Source organism: Amycolatopsis sp. NPDC003731, assembly GCF_053586895.1.
On record NZ_JBSFNC010000001.1, the window covers coordinates 57,604 to 77,160 of the forward strand.

Annotated in this window: 16 protein-coding genes; 5 read left to right on the plus strand and 11 right to left on the minus strand. The window is 73.3% G+C overall.

All coding sequences use genetic code 11. The features are described from left to right. Positions 1 to 21 precede the first annotated feature (21 nt). The 7 genes from ACWDN5_RS00290 to ACWDN5_RS00320 form a co-directional block, all read right to left on the minus strand. Positions 22 to 453: a S26 family signal peptidase gene (locus ACWDN5_RS00290; RefSeq protein ID WP_449673687.1), complete on the minus strand. Its 432-nt coding sequence runs from the start codon at positions 451 to 453 to the stop codon at positions 22 to 24. After that, on the minus strand, positions 450 to 2,264 hold the full coding sequence (locus tag ACWDN5_RS00295; protein WP_449673688.1) for an ABC transporter ATP-binding protein: 1,815 nt from the start codon (positions 2,262 to 2,264) through the stop codon (positions 450 to 452). The genes ACWDN5_RS00290 and ACWDN5_RS00295 overlap by 4 nt, the downstream gene beginning before the upstream one ends. Continuing rightward, positions 2,261 to 2,767 carry a TlpA family protein disulfide reductase gene (locus tag ACWDN5_RS00300; protein ID WP_449673689.1) on the minus strand — a complete coding sequence of 169 codons (507 nt, stop codon included), beginning with the start codon at positions 2,765 to 2,767 and terminating at the stop codon, positions 2,261 to 2,263. The genes ACWDN5_RS00295 and ACWDN5_RS00300 overlap by 4 nt, the downstream gene beginning before the upstream one ends. Further along, positions 2,767 to 3,267, minus strand: coding sequence for a MauE/DoxX family redox-associated membrane protein (locus ACWDN5_RS00305; RefSeq protein ID WP_449673690.1), 501 nt, complete (start codon positions 3,265 to 3,267; stop codon positions 2,767 to 2,769). The genes ACWDN5_RS00300 and ACWDN5_RS00305 overlap by 1 nt, the downstream gene beginning before the upstream one ends. Before the next feature lie 72 nt (positions 3,268 to 3,339). Further along, positions 3,340 to 3,507, minus strand: coding sequence for a hypothetical protein (locus ACWDN5_RS00310; protein ID WP_310973681.1), 168 nt, complete (start codon positions 3,505 to 3,507; stop codon positions 3,340 to 3,342). A 202-nt stretch (positions 3,508 to 3,709) separates the two neighbouring features. Further along, complete coding sequence (locus tag ACWDN5_RS00315) at positions 3,710 to 6,133, minus strand: tetratricopeptide repeat protein (RefSeq protein WP_449673691.1); 2,424 nt, start codon at positions 6,131 to 6,133, stop codon at positions 3,710 to 3,712. 68 nt (positions 6,134 to 6,201) lie between these two features. Beyond that, a complete protein-coding gene (locus tag ACWDN5_RS00320) occupies positions 6,202 to 7,368 on the minus strand; it encodes an SGNH/GDSL hydrolase family protein (protein ID WP_310973684.1) in 1,167 nt (388 codons plus the stop codon). 85 nt (positions 7,369 to 7,453) lie between these two features. Between ACWDN5_RS00320 and ACWDN5_RS00325 the strand changes: the two genes are divergently transcribed. From ACWDN5_RS00325 to ACWDN5_RS00335, 3 genes are all read left to right on the plus strand, one after another. Continuing rightward, positions 7,454 to 10,585 (plus strand): BTAD domain-containing putative transcriptional regulator, encoded by a 3,132-nt coding sequence (locus tag ACWDN5_RS00325; RefSeq protein ID WP_449673692.1) that lies wholly within the window; start codon positions 7,454 to 7,456, stop codon positions 10,583 to 10,585. A 76-nt stretch (positions 10,586 to 10,661) separates the two neighbouring features. Continuing rightward, positions 10,662 to 12,122, plus strand: a complete 1,461-nt coding sequence (locus ACWDN5_RS00330) for an FAD-dependent monooxygenase (protein ID WP_310973687.1) — start codon at positions 10,662 to 10,664, stop codon at positions 12,120 to 12,122. A gap of 319 nt (positions 12,123 to 12,441) precedes the next feature. Next, a complete protein-coding gene (locus ACWDN5_RS00335) occupies positions 12,442 to 13,881 on the plus strand; it encodes a DUF1996 domain-containing protein (RefSeq protein ID WP_449673693.1) in 1,440 nt (479 codons plus the stop codon). A 64-nt stretch (positions 13,882 to 13,945) separates the two neighbouring features. On the opposite strand, the gene ACWDN5_RS00340 is transcribed toward ACWDN5_RS00335, so the two are convergent. The 4 genes from ACWDN5_RS00340 to ACWDN5_RS00355 all read right to left on the minus strand — a co-directional run bounded on the left by ACWDN5_RS00340 (position 13,946) and on the right by ACWDN5_RS00355 (position 17,498). Beyond that, a complete protein-coding gene (locus ACWDN5_RS00340) occupies positions 13,946 to 14,395 on the minus strand; it encodes a hypothetical protein (protein ID WP_310973691.1) in 450 nt (149 codons plus the stop codon). Between the two features lie 59 nt (positions 14,396 to 14,454). Continuing rightward, a complete protein-coding gene (locus tag ACWDN5_RS00345) occupies positions 14,455 to 15,159 on the minus strand; it encodes a hypothetical protein (RefSeq protein WP_449673694.1) in 705 nt (234 codons plus the stop codon). Between the two features lie 186 nt (positions 15,160 to 15,345). Then, a complete protein-coding gene (locus tag ACWDN5_RS00350) occupies positions 15,346 to 16,482 on the minus strand; it encodes a glutathione-independent formaldehyde dehydrogenase (RefSeq protein WP_449673695.1) in 1,137 nt (378 codons plus the stop codon). A 65-nt stretch (positions 16,483 to 16,547) separates the two neighbouring features. Continuing rightward, complete coding sequence (locus tag ACWDN5_RS00355) at positions 16,548 to 17,498, minus strand: zinc-binding dehydrogenase (protein WP_449673696.1); 951 nt, start codon at positions 17,496 to 17,498, stop codon at positions 16,548 to 16,550. A gap of 116 nt (positions 17,499 to 17,614) precedes the next feature. Between ACWDN5_RS00355 and ACWDN5_RS00360 the strand changes: the two genes are divergently transcribed. Both ACWDN5_RS00360 and ACWDN5_RS00365 read left to right on the plus strand, forming a co-directional pair. Further along, positions 17,615 to 18,052: a PPOX class F420-dependent oxidoreductase gene (locus ACWDN5_RS00360; protein WP_310973695.1), complete on the plus strand. Its 438-nt coding sequence runs from the start codon at positions 17,615 to 17,617 to the stop codon at positions 18,050 to 18,052. A gap of 15 nt (positions 18,053 to 18,067) precedes the next feature. Beyond that, positions 18,068 to 19,528 (plus strand): aldehyde dehydrogenase family protein, encoded by a 1,461-nt coding sequence (locus ACWDN5_RS00365; protein ID WP_310973697.1) that lies wholly within the window; start codon positions 18,068 to 18,070, stop codon positions 19,526 to 19,528. Positions 19,529 to 19,557 lie beyond the last annotated feature (29 nt).

A 19,557-nucleotide genomic window follows, 5' to 3' on the forward strand; every position in this document is an offset into this window, starting at 1 on the left:
TAAGGCGGGTTAGAACCCGCCTTACCACTCACGACCGTGGGGCACGTGCCGGACCACCACACCCACGATCCGCTCCCGCGGCACGAACCCGTAGTGCCGCGAATCCCAGCTGGTCGGCCGGTTGTCGCCCAGCACCACCGCGCAGCCGGGCGGGACCAGCTCGCCGCCGAGGCCGTGGACGTCCGGGTCGGCCCAGTCCGCCGGGATGCGGTCGCCCGCCACCGCCACCACGCGCTTGAGCAGCAGCTGGTCGCCCACCGGCGCGCCGCTCGGCAACTGCGGGAAGCGCAGCAGGGCCACCTGGCCGCAGCGGGCGCGGCGGGTCCGGCGCACCAGGACCCGGTCGCCGGAGGACAACGCCGGTTCCATGCTCGGACCGTCCACTGTGGTCATGATCAGCCGGCGACGGATGGCGAAGACGCCGAAAGCCAGCAGCGCGAGGAAGACTTTCACGACGCCGCCTGGTACCCGTCGGCCTGCAGGCGGAACAGGCGGGCGTAACCCCCGTCGGCGGCGAGCAGGCTTTCGTGCGTTCCCAGCTCCGTCACGCGGCCGTCCTCGAGGACGGCGATGCTGTCGGCGTCGCGGACCGTGCTCAGCCGGTGGGAGATGAGCAGGCTCGTACGACCCTGCCGGTGCTCGCGGATGCGGGCGTGCACCTCGTGCTCGGCCTCCGGGTCGAGGCCGGAGCTCGGCTCGTCGAGGATCATCAGGTCGCGCCCCTCCCGGACGAGCGAACGAGCCAGCGCCAGCCGCTGCCACTGCCCGCCGGACAGCACCACGCCGGCCGAGGTGCCGATTTCGAAGATGCGGGTGAGCGGCGTGTCATAGCCCTCCGGCAGGGCGGCGATCCGGTCGTGCGCGCCCGCGCGGGTCGCCGCGGCCACCAGCCGGGCTCGATCGTCCAGTGCGGACAGTTCGCCGAGCCCGATGTTCTCGGCCGCCGTCATGTCGTAGTTCATGTGGTCCTGGAACACCGCGCTGATCCGGTTGCGCAGCAGGGCGTGCGGCACGTCGCACAGGTCGACTCCGTCCCAGAGGATCCGCCCGCGCGTCGGGTCGTACATGCGGCACAACAGCTTCACCAGCGTGCTCTTGCCCGCGCCGTTGAGACCGACGAGGGCGACCGCCGTGCCGTGCGGGATCGTGAGGTCGACCCCGCGCAGCACCCACGGGTGCTCGTCGCTGTACCGGAACCAGACGTCGCGCAGCTCGATCCCGTGCCGCAGCGGGGGAACCGTGTCGCGGGACCCGCTCGGCAGGTCGGGTTCCGCGCGGACCACGGCGACGTGGTGCGCGAACGACAGCAGCCGGGCCTGGCCGTTGGCGATCGACGACGCCAGCGTCCCCAGCGCGGCCTGCACCCCGGCGACGGCGGCGACGAACATCGAGACGTCGCCGGCGCTGAGCGACCCGGCGCGCGCCGACGTGATCGCCCACCAGAGGCCCGCCCCGGCGACGGCCGCGCTCAGCGCCGTCAGCCCGCCCATCGTCCACAGCTCCCGGAGGTCCATCCGGCGCTGGGCTTCGTTGGCGCTGCGGCGTTCGTCCATCAGGCGGGCGCGCAGGAACGCCCCGATGCCGAACAGGCGGATCTCGGTCGCGGCGGGGATGCCGGTGAGCAGCTGGGTGTAGAAGAACTCGCGCCGGGCGAACCGCTCGATCCGCCACTCGACCGCGGCGCGGCGCCGGGACAGCAGCAGTTCGGCCAGCAGCGCGGGGATCGCGGCGGCGAGCACGACCCCGGTCATCGCCGGGCTCAGCAGGAGCAGCGAGCCGAGGAAGCCGGCCAGGGAGAGCGTTCCGCTGAGCGCGCCGCCGACGCCGTCGACGATCTCCGGCATCCGGCCGCAGCTCTCCTGGGCCAGCCGCAGCCGGTCCTGGTAGGCGGGGTCCTCGAAGGTGCGCAACCCGACCTGGCGGCCGAGCGCGGCGAACAGCCGGTCGGTGGCGACCGTGCTCGCCGCGCGGCCGATCTGCGCGCGGACGTAGTGGGTGAGCACGGGCAGCGCGGCGACGGCGAGCCCGGTGAGCACCAGCGCCCCGGCGAGGCCGCCGACCGAGCCCGTGCGCTCGACGAGCCGGTCGAGGACGAGCTTTGTCAGCCAGGCGGTGGCGATCGGGGCGGCCGCCGCGGCCACGGTCATCACCAGCAGGCCCAGTAGCCGCGCCGGGCCGGACCGCCACAGCAGCGCGGCGGCGGCCGCGGCCGCCGCCCGCACCTGGCCCGCGCCGAGCCGCCGGTCCGGTTCCGCCACGGTCACCGGCCGGCGGGCACGGGCAGCTCGTGCACCCGCCCGGCGGTCGCGGTCACCCGCCCGCCGTCGACGACGTACAGCGCGGGCGTCCAGGTGTTGCGGAACGCGGCGGCGACCGGGCCGCCGTCGAACTCCGCCGTCACCACGTGGGCGACCTCGGCGAGCGCGCGCACGGTTTCCGGCTCGTCGCCGGCGAAGACGGCGAAGACGTTGTCACGGCCTTGCGCGCGGGCGTAGGCGAGGAAGTCGGGAAGGGTTTCGTGGCAGGCGTCGCAATCGGCGGAGAAGAACGCCACGGTGCCATTCAGCTCGGCAGCCGTGAGCGGCTCGCCGTCGGTCGTGGTGACGGCGAACTCGCCGACGGCCGCACCGGGCTGCAGCGCGAAGAGCGAACCGGAGTTCGGCTGCCCGGACTGCGTCCGCATCCGGCGCAGGATCCCGACGGTCAGGAGCAGGTTGAGCAGGCAGCACAGGCCGAGCAGCACCAGGGCGGCGACGACGATGGGCATCAGGAACTCCTTGCGAACAGGACAGCGATGTCGTCCATGGCGATGACGAGCACGGCCACCACGACGCCGGTCGCGAAGGCGACCGCGGCCCCGGCGACGGACGGCAGGTGCTCCGGCGCGAGCGCGCCGAGGACGGCAGAGCAGATCAGCAGGGTGTTGCGGACCAGGTGACGCGGACCGATCGGGGTTTCGGTCGCGCCGAAGCAGCGGCAGGGAGCGTGCCGTCCGCGTCGCAGTGAAGCAGCGATGGCGGCGGTGAACGCCAGCAGCAACGCCGTCGCGAGGGCGAAGCCGGCGATCGGGGTGACGAGCACGAGGACGGCGGAGGCGAGTTCGGTGGCGACGACGGCCACCGACACCGGCGTCACCCACCGCGCGGGCATCGGCACCAGCGCGGGCACCGAACGCGCGAACCCGCGGAAGTCCCGCAGCTTCGACAACGACGAAGCGGCGAACACCACGGCGATCAGCGCCGCGCCGGCGGCCCGCAGGTACTCCATGTCACTCCCCCACACCGGGTGGTGTCCGCGGGGAAGGTGGCGGACACCACCCGGCACGCTCGCCGGCCGGTTTCAGCAGGTGCTGCGGATCTTGGTCCACTGGCAGCCGTCCTGCACGCAGCAGAACCGGTACCAGTAGCCGGGGTGACCGGCGTTGTTGCAGACGTACTGGCCGCTGCAGGCGGAAGCCTCGGCGGTGGGCACGAGCCGGTTGAGCACGCGGTCGATCAGGCGCCCCATGGTGTCTCCCTTCGACGGTGGGTGTCCGAGGCGTGGGAAGTGGTTCGCACCCCCCGCGCCGGCTGCGAGCATTGCGGGCGGCGCCGTGCCCGGGCAGCAATCCCGGACGAACCCGGACGCGCCTGCCCGCCCCGGTTCCGAGCGTCGCGAATGCCTCATTGGGGACTTCGGAGGTCCCGAATGAGTCATTCGCGGCATCCGGTCAGCCGCCCGCCGCCACCGGCCGACCCAGTGCTACCGCGATCTCCGCCGACTCCGGCAACCCCAGCTCCCGGTGCCGCTCCCGCGCCGCCAGCCAATGGCGCCGCGCGCCCTCCGGATCCCCCAGCGCGGTCAACGCCCTGGCCAAGCCCGTGTGCGCCCGCGCCGCCGCGTGCAAGCTGCCCAATTCCGCCGCCATCGCCAACGCGCACTCGTGGGTTGTGCGGGCGTCGTCCGTGCGGCCGAGTTCCTGGGACGCCTCCGCCAGGCACAACAGGGCCTCCACGTGCAGGTCCCGGTCGCCCGCCTGCTCGGCGATCGCCGTCGCGCGGCGGAAGTACGTGCAGGCCTCGGCGGGGCTGCCCGACCGCAGGTGCGTGTCGCCGATGTTGAGCAGGGTGCGGCCGGTGTCGCAGAGGTCGCCGGACCGTTGGTCCATGGCCAGCGCTTTCAGGTGGCTCTCCAGCGCTTCGGCGTACCAGCCCAGCCGCCCGTAGACGAAGCCGAGGTTGGTCAGCGCGGTCCGCTCGCCCGCCCGGTCACCCAGCTCGCGCGCCAGCGACAACGTCTCCCGCTGGAACCTCGCCGAGCGCACGAAATCGGCGTTCCAGGAGGCGATCGCGCCCAGTGTGCCGAGCGCCCGGCACTCGCCGGAACGGTCTCCGGCGCCGCGGAAGCAGGCCAGCGCCTCCTCGGCGTGCCGGGTCGCGACGTCGTAGCGCCCGACCTGGCCGTGGGTGGCCGCCAGGCTCAGCAGCGCGTGCCCGCGGGCGATCGGGTCCGCCGACTCCGCCGCGCTCGTGTGCAGGACCAGCGCCTCGCCGAGGTGGCCGCCGGTCTGCAGGTACCGGAACAGCAGCCGCGACAGCAGGCCCGCGTGGCCGGACGGCACGCCGTGGACGCCGGCGCCGACCAGGTTGGCCCGTTCGGCGTCCAGCCACGCGGTCGCCGGCTCGCGGTCGGTCAGCGGCGGGATCGGCAGGCCGGGGTCGGGGACGCGGAACCGGTAGTCCCGCATCCGCGGCGCGTACTGGTCCATCGCGGTCGCCGCGGCGAAGGTGTAGTAGTCGAGCAGCCGGGTCACCGCGGCCTTCCGGGCGGCGGGCGCGTCCTCGTCCTGCGCCCGCGCCATCCCGAACGCGCGGATGAGGTCGTGCAGCTCGAACCGGCCCGCCTCCCCGCGCCGCACCAGGCTGGCCGCGACGAGCCGGTCCGCGGTCCGGGTCGCCTCCGCCAGGCCGGTCCCGGCCAGGGCGGCGACGCCGTAGGCGTCCAGGTCGGCGCCCGGGTGCAGGGCGAGCAGCCGCAGGACCCGCCGTTCCGGCTCGGCGAGCTGGTCGTAGGACAGGCTGATCGACGCGTCCACGGCGTTGTCGAGCCGCAGGTGCGCGCGCCGCTGCTCGAGCCGCTCCAGGTGGTCGGCCAGCAGCCACGACCGGTGGGCCGGCGCGGTCATCCAGAGCGCGGCGAGGTTCAGCGCGAGCGGCAGCCGCCCGAGTTCGGCGGTGATCCGCCGGGCCACGCCGGGCGCCTGGTCGACCCGCGCCGCACCGACCGTGCGTCTCAGGTACGCGAACGCGTCGTCCGGGCTCAGCACGTCCAGCGGCACGGGCGTGGCCCCCGCCAGACCGGCGAGCGCCAGGCGGCTGGTGACGAGCACCGGGCCGCCCCGCTCGCCGGGCAGCAGCGGCCGGACCTGGTCCTCGCTGCCGGCGTTGTCGAGGACGACCAGCAGCCGCCGCCCGGCCGAACGCTCCCGGTAGACCCGCGTCTTGCCGGCGAGGTCGGCGGGGACGGCGTGGCCGGGGACGCCGAGCAGGCGCAGGAACGAGTCGAGCACCGCGCCCGGGTCCACCGGCGGCTGGCCGGGGTCGGGGTGGAACCCGCGCAGGTTCACGAAGAGCGCGTTGTCGCACCGGCCCGTGCGCACCAGCTCGTGTCCGATTTGGACGGCCAGCCCGGTCTTGCCGACCCCGGCCATGCCCGCGATCACCGCCGGCCCGCCCGTGCCGAGCACCTCGCCGAGCCGCGCGAGCTCCGCCCGGCGCCCGGTGAAGTGCGGGACGGCCTCCGGCAGGCCGAGCTGGGCCTGCACGAAGGTCGCCGCCTCCGCACGGCCGCGGACCACCCGCAGCACGTCCTGCCATTCGCCGACGTAGCCCGGGTCCGGGTGCAGCACCTCGACCACGGCCAGCAGCAGATCGGTGTTGGGCCGCGCCCGGCCGGTCTTGAAGCAGTCGGCGACGGTCGTGCGGGCGGTCCGCTCCCCGGGCGGGCGCCCGGCGGCCGTCCAGAGCCGGTTGACCCGCTCGGCGATCTGCGCGTACGACGGGCCGCCCGCCCACGCCTTGAGCAACCGCAGCTGCCCGATCAGCTCGGCCAGCGTGCGCGCAAGCCCCGGATCGGGTGGTTCGGTGAACGCCATTCCGCCATGGTGGCCGCGTTTCCGCGATCGGCGTCCGGATTTCGCCCCAGAAAGCGCCCGGTTCGGTGTCAGTCGAAAAGCGACAAATCGACAGACTCGGCCAGGGCCCGGTAGCCGGCGTCGCTGCCGTGCAGGAAGTCGCCGGAGTGGAACTCCGCCCGGATCCGGCTGGGCTGGTCCGGATCGCGCCAGACGGCGTCGAAGTCCAGCACCGCGTCGAACGCCCCGCCGGTGCGGATCCACTCGTTCACCACCTGCCGCGCGGCCTCACCCTCCGCGGAGTAGGCCTCCGAGCCGCCGAAGGGCGCGATCGTGGTGGCGTAGACCCGCACGCCGTGTTCGCGCGCCCGGGCCGCCAGCTGCCGGAAGCCGGCGATGACGTCGTCCGTCGTCACCGGCCCGCCGGGGAACATCTTCAGGAAGTCGGCGAGAGGACCGTCGTCGCGCGGGGCGAAGGAGATCGCGATGTCGTTGCCGCCCGCGGAGAGCACGACGCCGCCGAGGCCCGGCGTCGCCAGGACGTCCCGGTCGAAGCGGGCCAGCACGGACGCACCGAACCGGTCGTTGAGCATCCGGTTGCCGCTGATGCCCTGGTTGACGACGAAGCCGGCGCCGCGCGCGGCCAGCAGTTCCGGCCAGCTGTGGTGGGTGTCCGGAGTGGACCCGGCACCGTCGGTGCGCGAGTCGCCGATCACGACGACGGCCGAAGCCGGCGCGTCGGGGAGCACCTCGACCGCGGAGAGCAGCGCCCGCACCGGCAGCTCCGTGGCGTCCGGCGGCAGCTCGGGAGCGGCGACGGCGTCACCCGGGATCGTCCAGCCGGTGTCCAGCACGGGATCGTGGCACGTACAGGTCTCCACGCGTCCGGGCAGGTAGAGGCTGATGGACAACTCCGTCAGCGCCGCCGCCGGCAGGTCGACGGGGTCACTCAGCATCGGCGCCCCCACCGGGATGGTGCCGGACGCGGCACCGGAGAACGTCAGCACGCGCCCCTCCCGCACCCCGCCGCCCGGCACCGCGAGACCCACGTGGGCCGCGCCGATGGTCACCGGCGCGGTCCCGAACTCGTTGGTGAAGCGGACGCGCACCCGGCGCCCGCCGCCGCTGAGGCGCACCACCTGGCGAAGGGTCACGCCGGCGAGCGGCGGGTGGTCGTCGAGGGAGCCCAGCCCGTCGTGAGCCGATTGGGGTGCCGCACCCCAGCTGCGCACCCAGGGAATCTGCGTCTCGGTCATGTCTGCCTCCGTTGCTGGATCCGATGTCCGAAGGCTGCGGCGGGCCGCTCACACGCGACGCACGCGGCGCTGACACGATCGACGCATGGAGGGGCTTCGCATCACGCTGCTGGGCACGTTCCAGGTGTCCCGGGGTGACGTCGTCCTGCCGGTGCCGGGCGCGCGGTTGCAGGCCCTGCTCGTCCGGCTGGCGCTCGCCGGCGGCCGCGCGGTCGAGCCGGGCGTGCTGGTCGACGCCGTGTGGGGTGACGATCCGCCGTCCGGTACCGCCTCGGCCCTGCAGACCCTCGTCTCCCGGCTGCGCCGCGCCCTCACCGCGGCCGACGGGGTGCTCGTGCAGGTGGCGGGCGGCTACCGGCTGGCCGTGGACACCGTGGACGCGGTGCGCTTCGAAGAGCTCGCCGCGGCCGGCCGGGAGCGGCTGCGGGCCGGTGACGCGGACGCCGCGAGCGCCGCCCTCGCCGAGGCCGTGGCGCTGTGGGGCGAGCCCGCGGTCATCGCCGCCGTCGCCCCGGCGGTGGCGACCCGGTTGCTCCGGCTGTCGATCGAGGCCGTCGCCGACCTCGCCGACGCCGAGCTGGCACTGGGACGCGCCGAGCCGGCCGCCGCCCGGCTGACCGCGTTGCTGGCCGAGCACCCGACGCACGAACGCGCGGCGGCCCTGCTGATGGACGCGCTTGCCGCGCAAGGACGTCAGGCCGAAGCGCTGACCGTGTACGAGCGGGTCCGCCAGACACTGGCGGAGGTTCTCGGCGCCGATCCGGGCACCGCTTTGCGGGAACGCCACCTGCGCCTGCTGCACCCCGCGCCCGAACCGGACCGCCCCCGGCCCGCTCCCCTGCCCGCGCCGCTGACCAGCTTCCTCGGCCGTGACGACGACCTCGCGCGCATCGGCGCCCTGCTCACGACCGGCCGGCTGGTCACCGTCCTCGGCCCGGGCGGCGCCGGCAAGACCCGGCTGGCGCTGGAGGCGGCTCGCCGGTACCGGCACGGCGTCCGGCTCATCGACCTCGCGTCCGTCACCGAACCGGCGAAGGTGGGGCAGGCCGTGCTCGCCGGGATCGGGCTGCGGGGCGGCGCGCTGTTCGACGCCCGCCGGCGGGCCGGTGGAGGCGAGACGGACGTGCTCGTCAGCGAACTCGGCGGGCGGGAAAGCCTGCTGCTGCTCGACAACTGCGAGCACCTGATCGACGCCGCCGCCCACCTGGTCGCGACGCTGCTGCCGCGCTGCCCCGGCCTGCGGGTGCTCGCCACCAGCCGCGAACCCCTGGCCGTGGACGGCGAAGCGCTCGTGCCGCTGGGCCCGCTCGCCCTGCCCGGCCCCGATGACGACGTCCGCGAAGTGGCGTCCGTGCGGTTGTTCGCCGAGCGGGCGGCCGCCGTGCGTCCCGGCTTCGCCGTCGACGGCACCACGCGGGCCGACGTCGTGCGCGTGGTGCGGGGCCTGGACGGCCTGCCGCTGGCCCTCGAGCTGGCCGCCGCCCGGCTGCGGACGCTGTCGCTGCCCGATCTGGCCGACGGGCTCGCCGACCGGTTCCGGCTGCTCACCACCGGCAGCCGGACCGCGCCGCCGCGGCACCGCACCCTGCGTGCGGTCATCGCGTGGAGCTGGGAGCTGCTCGACGAGCGCGAACGCACGGTCGCGGACCGGATTTCCGTCCTGCCCGGCGGGGTCACGGCCGCGTCGGCCGCCGCCGTCTGCACCGGCGCGGTGCCCGCGGGCGACGTGCCCGAGCTGCTCGCCGCCCTCGTCGACCGGTCGCTGCTGCAGCTCGCGCCGGGGCGCTACCGCATGCTCGAGACCATCCGCGAGTACGGGATCGAGCGCCTCACCGGCTCCGGCGACCTCGGCGCGGTCCGCGACCTGGCCGCGGCCCACTTCGCCGGGTTGCCGGCCCGGTACGACCCCGAGCTGCGCGGACCCGGCCAGCTGGCGGCGATGGCCGTCATCGGCGCCGAGTACGACAACACGCTCGCCGCCCTGCGGCACCTGTGCACCACCGGCAACGCCGCCGCGATCCGCCTGGCCCTGGCGCTGACCTGGTACTGGCAGATGTTCGGCCGCGACGCCGACGCCGGCTACTGGCTGGGCGAGGCCTTGGCGGTGCCCGGCGAGCCGTCGCCCGAGCGGGACTGCGCCCGGGCCGCCCACCTGCTCAGCCGGGCGGACATCCTGTCGGGCCTCACCGCCCGGGAGGCCGCGGCGGACCGGGCGGAGATGCGCGAGCTGGCGGGACGGCTGCTGGCGCACCCGGGACTGCCGAGCCACTACCGCGTCTTCGGCCCGATGCTGCTCTTCCTGCTGGGCGACGAGACCGCCCCCGCGCACTTCCGGCGGCTGGCCGAGGGGGACGACGAGTGGTTGTCCGGGCTGGCGCACAAGTTCCAGGCCGAAATCGCCGAGAACGCGGGTGAGCTCGACCGGGTGCGCGTCCACGTGGAGGCGGCCCTGGCCGGCTTCCGGCGGGCCGGCGACCGGTGGGGCCAGGCGGCGACGCTGCCGATGCGCGCCCAGCTGCGGCGCTACGACGACCTCGACGGCGCGCTGGCCGACCTGCGCGAGGCCCGGTCGCTGGCGGGCGAATTCGGTGTGCCCAGCCTCGGGGACCAGCTCTACAACGACCTGCGCTGGTTCGACCTGTACATCCGGCGCGGCGAAACCGGCCGGGCCCTGGACGTCATCGGCGCCGCCCGGGAGCGGGTGCGGCGCACGTCGTCGGCGGAACTGCCGGTGCTGGTCGACGGCTGGGAGGCCGGGCTGCGGGTGCAGCTCGGCGAGCTGGCCGAGGCCGGTGCCCTGCTCGACGACGCCGAACGCCGGCTGCTCGGCGACACCGGGTTCCCCTCCGACCACGCCCGGACGCTGATCGCGGGAGCGCGCTCGGCCCTGTCCCTGGCCCGGGGCGACCTGGCCGGCGCGGCCGAGGCCGGGCGCGCGGCGTACGCGGCCGCGCTGGCGGCCCGCGACCTGCCGATCCTGTCGCTGGTGGCGGTGCACACGGCCGCCCTCGCCGACGCACTCGGGCGGCCGCACGAATCGGCCGTCCTGCTCGGCGCCGCCGCCCGGCTGCGCGGCGCGCACGACCGCACCGATCCGCAGGTCCGCGCCCTCACGGGCCGGGGCCGGGCCACGCTCGGCGAGGACGAATTCGCCGCGGCGTACGCGAACGGCTGGGAGCTGGACGCGGCATCGGCGGTGGCCCGCCTCGCTTTGTGAGCGCGGTGTGCGCGCCGTGTGCGTGCCGGCGGTCAGGCTCGAGGCACGTTGCACGACCTCGAGAAGGCGGTTTGTCATGCATGACGTGGTGATCGTGGGGGCGGGCCCGGTCGGGCTGTTCCTCGCCGGCGAACTCGGCCTCGCCGGTCGTTCGGTGCTGGTGCTCGAACGGGAGCCGGAGCCGCAATCGCCGTGGCGGAGCTTCCCGCTCGGCCTGCGGGGCCTGACAGGCGGGTCGGTCGAGGCGTTCCACCGCCGCGGAATGCTGCCCGCACTGCTCGCCGCGTCCAATGTGGACGAACGTCCCGAGGCGGTCGCTCCCCGTTCGGTCGGCCACTTCGCCGGAATGCCGCTCGACCCGGCGGACGTCGACCTCGCGCGCCTGCCCCACCGGCTGCCCAGCCCGGCGCTCGACGGCATCATGACCAGCCTCGAAGCGGTGGAAACGGTGCTGGCCGAGCGAGCCGGCAAGCTCGGCGTCGAGATCCGCCGTGGCGTTGCGGTCACGGCGGTGACGCAGGACGGCGCGGGGGTGGTCGCCCGGGCCGGCGAGGAGGAGTACCCGGCCCGCTGGCTCGTCGGCTGCGACGGCGGCCGCAGCGCGGTCCGGCGGCTGGCGGGCTTCGAGTTCACCGGCACCGAGCCGCAGCTCACCGGCTACCTCGCGCTGGCCACGCTCGCCGATCCCGGCGTTCTCCGGCGGGGCTTCACGGTGACGCCGCAGGGGATGTACGTGACGATGTCCGAGCCGGGCCACTTCGGTGTGCTGGACTTCGACGGCGGGGCGTACGACCGTTCGCAGCCGCCGACGCGGGAGCACCTCGAATCGGTGCTGCGCCGCGTGTCCGGCACCGACGTGACCCTCACCGACGTCCACCGGGTCTCCACCTTCACGGACCGCGCGAAGCAGGCGACGACGTACCGCCGCGGCCGCGTCCTGCTGGCCGGCGACGCGGCGCACATCCACTCGCCGCTGGGCGGCCAGGGCCTGAACCTGGGTATCGGCGACGCGATGAACCTGGGCTGGAAGCTCGCGGCGACACTGGCGGGGGACACGCCTTCGGGCCTCCTCGACACCTACCCGGCCGAACGCCACCCGGTCGGCGCGCGGGTGCTCGACTGGTCCCGCGCCCAGGTGGCGCTGATGCGCCCGGACCCGCATTCCCGCGCGGCCCGGTCGGTCCTCGGCGACCTCCTCGCCACCCGCGACGGCACGACGTACGTCTTCGAGCGGACGTCCGGGACTTCGCTGCGCTACTTCGGCGAAGACGGCATCTCCGGGCACAACGCACCGGACTTCGTGCTGACGGACGGCACCCGCCTCGCCGACCTGCTGCACGACGGCCGAGGTGTCGCGCTGGACTTCGGCGGCCGGCTGCCCGCGCTCGGCGACCGGATCCGGTACGTCACCGGCCCGGCCCGGGACGACCTGGGGTTCGGGGCGGTCCTGGTCCGGCCGGACGGGATCGTCGCGTGGGCCGGGGGCCGGGAGCCGGACGTGGGCTCCTTCGAGGAGGCCGTGCGCCGCTGGTTCTGAACCAGTCCGGCCGATCGCCCGGTTCCGGCAGCAGTCCGGCGAAGTCGGGTGCGCCAGCGGCACCCGCGGTGTCGCGAATGACTCATTCGGGACGTCCGAGGTCGCGAATGAGTCATTCGCGACCTCCGAGGAGCGCCGCCACCCGCGCCGACAGAACCTCGCCGGGCCCATGACTGAGCCGATGGTAACGAAAAGGTAACGGCGCTGTGCCGGTTTGAACCGCTCGTCCGAAATGACCGTTTCTGCCTACGTCGGGACCGCTGCCCGGGCCGCGCGTCACCTTGCCGCGCCCGGGAAACCGAACGAGGTGAACAACTCCATGCCCCGAAAACCCGCCACGGGCCGGCACCGCATCACCCGGCGCACCAAGCTCGCCACCCTCGGACTGGGCCTGGCGCTCGCCGCCGGTGCCCTGGTCGTCGCCACCACCACCGGTGGCACCGGCACCGCCGGAGCGTCCGAAGTGGACAAGTCGTTCTTCGTCGACATCACGAAGGTGCCCAAGGGCACGAACGTCAACCAGGCCCTGCAACGCCAAGGCGCCCGCGGAACCTTCACCGTGGACTGCGGCCGCAACGAAAACCAGCACTTCAACCCGGACAACTTCATCGCCCAGCCCGGTGTCCGCAACGGCGCCGAGCACCTGCACGACTACGTCGGCAACCTCTCCACCAACGCCGACTCCACCAACGAAAGCCTCGCGAAGGCCGGCACCACCTGCAAGAACGGCGACAAGTCGACCTACTTCTGGCCGGTCGTCCGCATCGACACCGAGGAAGACGAAGAGAACCCGCCCGCCAAGGAGGTCTCGGGCGATCGCGAGCAGGCGAAACAGGAGAAGGCCGGGACGCAGGTCGACTGCCCCGACGTCGCCAGCAAGCTCGCCGACGTCCCCGACCAAGCCGCCGCCGAGGTCGAGCGCAACCTCGACCTGCTCGACAACCAGGTCAAGGACGCGAACGCGCGGATCGCGGGCGGCGACCTGAAGTCGGAGCAGGACATCCGCAACGCCGTGCTGAACCCGCTCGGCGACAAGCGCAAGGCGACTCTCGACCGCATGGCCATCGCCATCGGCCGGACCGGGGCGAAGCCGGAGGACCTCGGCGGTCTGGCGGCCTGCGCCCTGAAGAAGAACGGCCAGGGCGGGCTCGACAACGGCAGCGGCAACAGCAACGGCAAACCCGCCGAACTGCCGGGGGTCGACGAGAACAACGAAATCGGCGACAACGAAGGCGAGATCCAGCGCGTCGAGCGGGCCGATCTGACCTTCACCAGCGGCGGTGCCCGCCGGGTCGTGGCGATGCCGCAGTTCCTCCGGATCCTCTACGGCGACGCCAAGCAGAGCACGAACGGGCCGGCCAACGTCCGGCCGAGCTGGACGTGCAGCGGGTTCGAGGACCGGCTCACCGACAAGTACCCGATCTGCCCCGAGGGCAGCAAGGTGAAGCGGATCCACGCCTTCCCGAACTGCTGGGACGGCAAGAACATCGACAGCGCCAACCACCGCTCGCACATCGTGTTCGCCGACCGGCAGGGCCGGTGCCCGCAGGGCTTCAAGAACGTTCCGCAGCTGCGGATCACGCTGACCTACGACATCCCGCGGGAGGTCCAGGTCAACGGACAGTACAAAGTGGACGCCTTCGAGCAGGAGAACCACAACCCCCGCTCGGACCACGACGATTTCGCCAACGTCATGGGCCAGCGCCTGATGAACCAGGTGGTCCGCTGCATCAACAGCGGCCAGCGCTGTTCGCAGTGAACTGCCGGTAGATGCGGCTCAGGGCCGGAAAGCTCGTGCTTTCCGGCCCTGAGTGCGCGGGTGCTTACTGGTGCAGGAGGGAGGTCGCCGACCCGAGGAGGGCGCCCGGGCCCTGCTGGGTCAGGTCCGGCATCGCGGGGAGCAGTCCCTGGACGTTCGGCAGGAGCCCGCCCAGCAGCGGCAGCCCGTCGCCGATGGCCCGGCCCGACGTCGCCGTCAGCGGCAGTGTCGGCAGATCGGTCGCCGTGAGCTCGCTGCCGAGCGGCGCGTTGAGGTCCGGTTCCTGCAGGTCGCCGTCGACCTCGGCACTCGGCACGTGCTGGACCAGGGACGCCGGCACCGTGTACCGCACGGTCGGCGCGGGAAGCGCGTGGGCGGCGGGCAGCACCGCGTCGACGGCCTGGGCCGGCTGCGGCAGGTCCACGCCGGCCGCGGCGGCGGTCCCGGCGCCGACCAGCAGGAGGCCGCCGCTGACCAGGGCGACCTGCAGGATTCGCTTGGTGTGAATGCGCATGACAAATACTCCTTCGAGCAAGACTGGGGGGGGATTGGTCCGCGGAAAAACGAGGCGGATCAATCAGGCGTGACGCCGGGCCGGATTTCCGCGGACACCACGTCACGGTGCGACACACCATTCCGGCAGCGCACCGACTGCGCGTGGTTTGCGAAATCCGGCAGCACGACATCGCCGTAACCGCGATCCTGCCCGGACGCGGGACCGGCATTGGCCGAAATCGAGCAGGGCGGCGGCCACGATCGTCCGCCGGGATCTTCCCCGCCGTGTTCGGCCTGAAGGTCGGCCGGCAACGGTCCCGTGGTCGTGACGACGCGAACCGGGACCATCGCCGGTGCGGGTTCGGCTGGTCGCTCGCGCGGGACGCTGTCCACCAGCGCGGGCGGGGCGTCGGTCGGCCTCGCGGCGCTGGGGCTCGCCTTTTCGGCGTGGTCGCGAGGATCCTTGGCCGGCCTGTCGAGCTCGGTCGGCCCGGTCGCGGCAATCCGCCCGACAGCGGCGACGGCCGCGGGAATGGCTTGGGGCACCTGGCTTTGCACCAGGTCGGCCAGCCGGGCCGGGTCCACGCTCGGCAATTCGGGCACCGCGGGCAGCACCGGGGCAGCCATCCCGAGCGGGCCGTCCGTGATCTGGGTGACGGTGCTGGCCGACGCGGTGGCGGTCAGCCACGCAAGCGCGCAGGCGGCGGCAGCGCCCCCGACGACAACGAGGGCGCGCGCCAGGAAACGACCGGCCTTCGCCGGGTCTTTTTCCCGCCTGGTCACGATCGCAGTCCCGTCTGTTCCACCACCGACGATCAATCCCGCCGATTCGGCAGCTTCACCATAACGACACCGCATTCACCGCCGTGACTCACCCCCGTTTTTCGGGCCCGCGCAATTGTGGCAATTCACCCGGTACAGCGATAACGCGGCTGAATGCCGGAGATTTTCGGCACCCCGATCGGGGGATCACGGCCGGAGGAGGACCTTGGTCCAGCCGTCTTCGCGGTGGTCGAACCGCTCGTAGCCCTCGGCCGCCTGGTCCAGCGGCAGTTCGTGCGACACGAGGAACGAGGGGTTGGCCCGGCCGGTGATGATCAGGTCGCGCAGCCGCCGGTTGTACCGCTTGACCGGGCACTGCCCGGTGCCCATGCGCTGGCCCTTCGTGAACAGCGTGCCGTAGTCGAACCCGATCCGGCCCTCCTTCGCCCCCTCGGTCGCCGCGCCCGGGTCCTGCGGGACGTAGACGCCGACGACCCCGATGCCGCCGGTCGAGCGCACCGACTTGACCAGGTTGTCCAGCACCAGCTCCGGGTGCTCCTGGCCGGAGTGGTCGTGCGCCTGGTAGCCGACGGCCTCGACCCCGCAGTCCGCGCCCTGGCCGCCGGTGGCCGCCATGATCTGCTCCACCGGGTCCGCTTCGCTGAAGTCCACCGGCAGCACGCCGATCTTCTCGGCCAAGGCCAGCCGGTCGCGTTCCTTGTCGACCACGTAGACCTCGGCCGCGCCGCGGAGCACCGCGCTGTGCGCGGCCAGCAGGCCCACCGGCCCGGCCCCGAACACGACCACCCGGTCGCCCGGGCGCATCCCGGCCAGCTCGGTGCCGTGCCAGCCGGTCGGGAAGATGTCCGACAGCATCGTGAAGTCGTTCTCGTACTCGGTACCCGCGGGCAGGTCGAGCAGGTTGAAGTCGGCGTAGGACACGCGCAGGTACTCGGCCTGGCCACCGTCGTAGGGACCCATGTTCGCGTAGCCGTACGCGGCGCCGTCCATGCCTTCGGCCGGGTTGACCCGCAGGCAGAACGACGTCCAGCCCTCCAGGCAGTTCCGGCAGGTGCCGCAGGCGACGTTGAACGGCACCGACACCCGATCACCCACCTTCACCCGGGTGACCCCCGCGCCGATCTCGACGACGATGCCCATGTTCTCGTGGCCGAGGACCTTGCCCTCCTCGACCGCGGTCCGGCCCTCGTACATGTGCAGGTCGGACCCGCAGATGTTCGTCGTCGTGATCTTCACGATCGCATCCGTCGGCTGGTCGATCCCCGGATCGGGCACCTCGCGCACTTCCACCTGACGCGGACCCCGGTACACCACTGCCTTCATCTCGACTCCCATCGATCACCGCATGTCCGGCGCGGCTACCCGACGTGTCCCGCGGTAACCGCCGATCAGGGGAGGTCGAGGATCGTCTTCCCGCGACCGTGCCCGGAATCGAGCCGTTCGTGCGCTTTGCGCACCTGGTCGAGCGGCAGGACCTCGTCGACCACCGGCCGGGCCTGGCGCCGTTCGAACACCGGGGTCAGCTCCTCCAGGCGACGGCGTTCGCGGGTCAGCATGATCCCGTGCAGCTGCTGGTTGCGCTGGTACAGCGGGCTCAGCTCGCCCTTGGGGGCCAGGACCGTCGCGATCCGGCCGAACGCGCGGGTCGCCGCGCAGCTCTTGACCAGGTTCTCCCCGCCGACGAGATCCAGCACGGCGTCGACGCCGGTGCCGCCGGTGTGCTCGAGCGCCACCTCGACCGGGTCGGCGGCGTGGTAGTCGATCGGGACCGCACCCAGGTCACGCAGCAGATCCTGGTTGTCGGGGCCGGCCGTGGCGAGCACCCGGGCGCCCGTCGCGGCGGCGAACTGGACGGCGAACGTGCCGACCCCGCCCGCGCCGGCGTGCACCAGCACCGTCTCACCGGGACGGACGGCGAGCCGGCGCACGATCGCCTCCCACGCCGTACCCCCGGCCAGCGGGATCGCCGCCGCTTCGACGTGGCTGAGCCCGCGGGGCTTGGGTGCCACGATGGCCGCGGCCACGACGTTCAGCTCCGTGTAGCCGCCCGCCCGCGACGTCAGTTCCGGCGTGTAGAAAACCTCGTCTCCCTCGGCGAAATCCGTCACGCCGGGGCCGAGCGCCGCCACGACACCCGAGACGTCACCGCCCAGGACGGCCGGCAGTTCGAGGTCCGGGATCGCGACCCCCTGCCGGATCTTCGCCTCCACCGGGTTCGTCCCCGCCGCGAGCACCCGGACCAGGATCTCCCCCGGCCCCGGCTCGGGCCGGTCGACCTCTTCCAGCGTCAGGACCTCCGGACCACCGAATTCCGCCATCACCACGGCTCGCACAGACATCCCGTTCGCGTACCCGGCGAAGGCCCGGGCAAACGACTTCCGTTTGCCACCCACTCGCGCGGGTAGCCGCCCAGCGCGGCGTAGTGGGCGCCGCCCCTGACCGGAAGGAGCACGACGTGCCCGCACGCACCGCCGATGGCCCGGAACTGCTGCCCGAAACCGAAGAGCTGGCCACCGGCAAGAACTTCGCCGCGGTCACCACCGTGCTGCCGAGCGGGCGGCTGCAGACCCAGATGATCTGGGTCGACGTCGAGGACGGCGAGATCGTGCTCAACACCGAAACCCACCGCGCGAAGGCCCACAACGTCGCCCGCGACCCGCGGATCACCGTGTTGATCCGGGACGAGGCGAACCCCTACCGCTACGCCGAGGTCCGCGGCCAGGTGACCGGCGTCGAGAACGGTGAACGCGCCCGCCGCCAGGTCGACCGGCTGTCCCGCAAGTACACCGGCGAGGACTACCCACCGGACAACATCAAGTCCGAGCGCGTCATCCTGCGCGTGACCCCCGAGCGGCAGACCTACATCGACCAGGCCAAGGGCATCGCCGACTGATCAGGAGGACGAGACGTGGGACTGCTCGACGAACGGGACCGCTGGTCCGGCCGGGTGTTCACCGGCGAATGGACACCCACCGGCGCGACAACGGCTTCGACCGAGCCCGCCACCGGCGACGAGCTCGGCCAGGTCGGCACGGCCACCGCCGGCGACGTCACCCGCTCCGCCGCCACCGCGGCCGAACGCGCGCGGGACTGGGCGCACGCCGGCTACCGGGAACGCGCCGCCGTCCTGCGCCGCGCCGCGGCCCTGTTCGAACAGCACCGCGACGAGATCGCCGGCTGGCTCACCCGCGAAGCCGGTAAAACCGCCACCGCCGTCGAACTCGAGCTGAACCTCACCCTCGACGAACTGCACGAAGCCGCGTCGCTGGCCAGCGCACCGTGGGGCACGCTGCTGCCCACCACCCAACCCGGCCGCACCAGCGTCGCCCGGCGCGTCCCCTTCGGCGTGGTCGCGGTGATCGCGCCGTGGAACTTCCCCCTCATCCTGGCCATGCGGTCGGTCGCCCCGGCCCTGGCGACCGGCAACGCGGTCGTGCTCAAACCCGCCAGCGACACCGCGATCTGCTGCGGCGTCGTCATCGCCCGCCTCTTCGAAGAAGCCGGCCTGCCCGCGGGAGTGCTGCACATGCTGCCCGGCAAGGGCAGCGAACTCGGCAACGCCGTCGCCGAGGACCCGCACATCGACATGATCTCCTTCACCGGCTCGACCCCGGTCGGCCGCGAACTGGCGAAGGCGGCGGCCGCCGGGTTCAAGAAGTTCGTCTCCGAACTCGGCGGCAACAACGCGTTCGTCGTCCTCGACGACGCCGACGTCCCGGCCGCCGCGGCCGCGGGCGCGTTCGGCAGCTTCGTCCACCAGGGACAGGTCTGCATGGCCGTGGGCCGTCACCTGGTCGCCGAGAAGATCGCCGACGCCTACGTCGAGGAACTCACGCGGATCGCCGACGGCCTGCGGGTCGGCGATCCCCGCGAGGACGTCGACCTGGGGCCGGTCATCAACTCCAGCCAGGCCGAGCACATCGAATCGGTCGTGGCGCGGTCGGTCGACGCGGGCGCGAAGGTCACCTCCGGCGGCCGCCACGACGGCTTGTTCTTCCGGCCGACCGTGCTCGCCGGCGTCGCCCCCGAGATGCCGGCCTTCACCGAGGAGATCTTCGGGCCGGTCGCGGTCGTCACCACCTTCACCGACGACGACGAAGCCGTCCGCCTCGCCAACGCCACCCCCTACGGGCTCGTCGCCGGAGTCCACAGTGGATCCGCCGTTCGCGCCCGCGCGGTCGGCGACCGGCTGCACGCCGGAATGGTGCACGTCAACGACCAGACCGTGAACGACGAAACCATCGCGCCCTTCGGCGGCATCGGCGAATCCGGCGGGAGCAGCCGGTTCGGCTCGTTCGTCAACCTCGACGAGTTCACCCGCTGGCAGTGGGTCACGGTCCGCGACGAGCAGAGCCGGCCCCGGCTGTGAGCACCGGCCGGCCGGCGCGGACCGTGCCC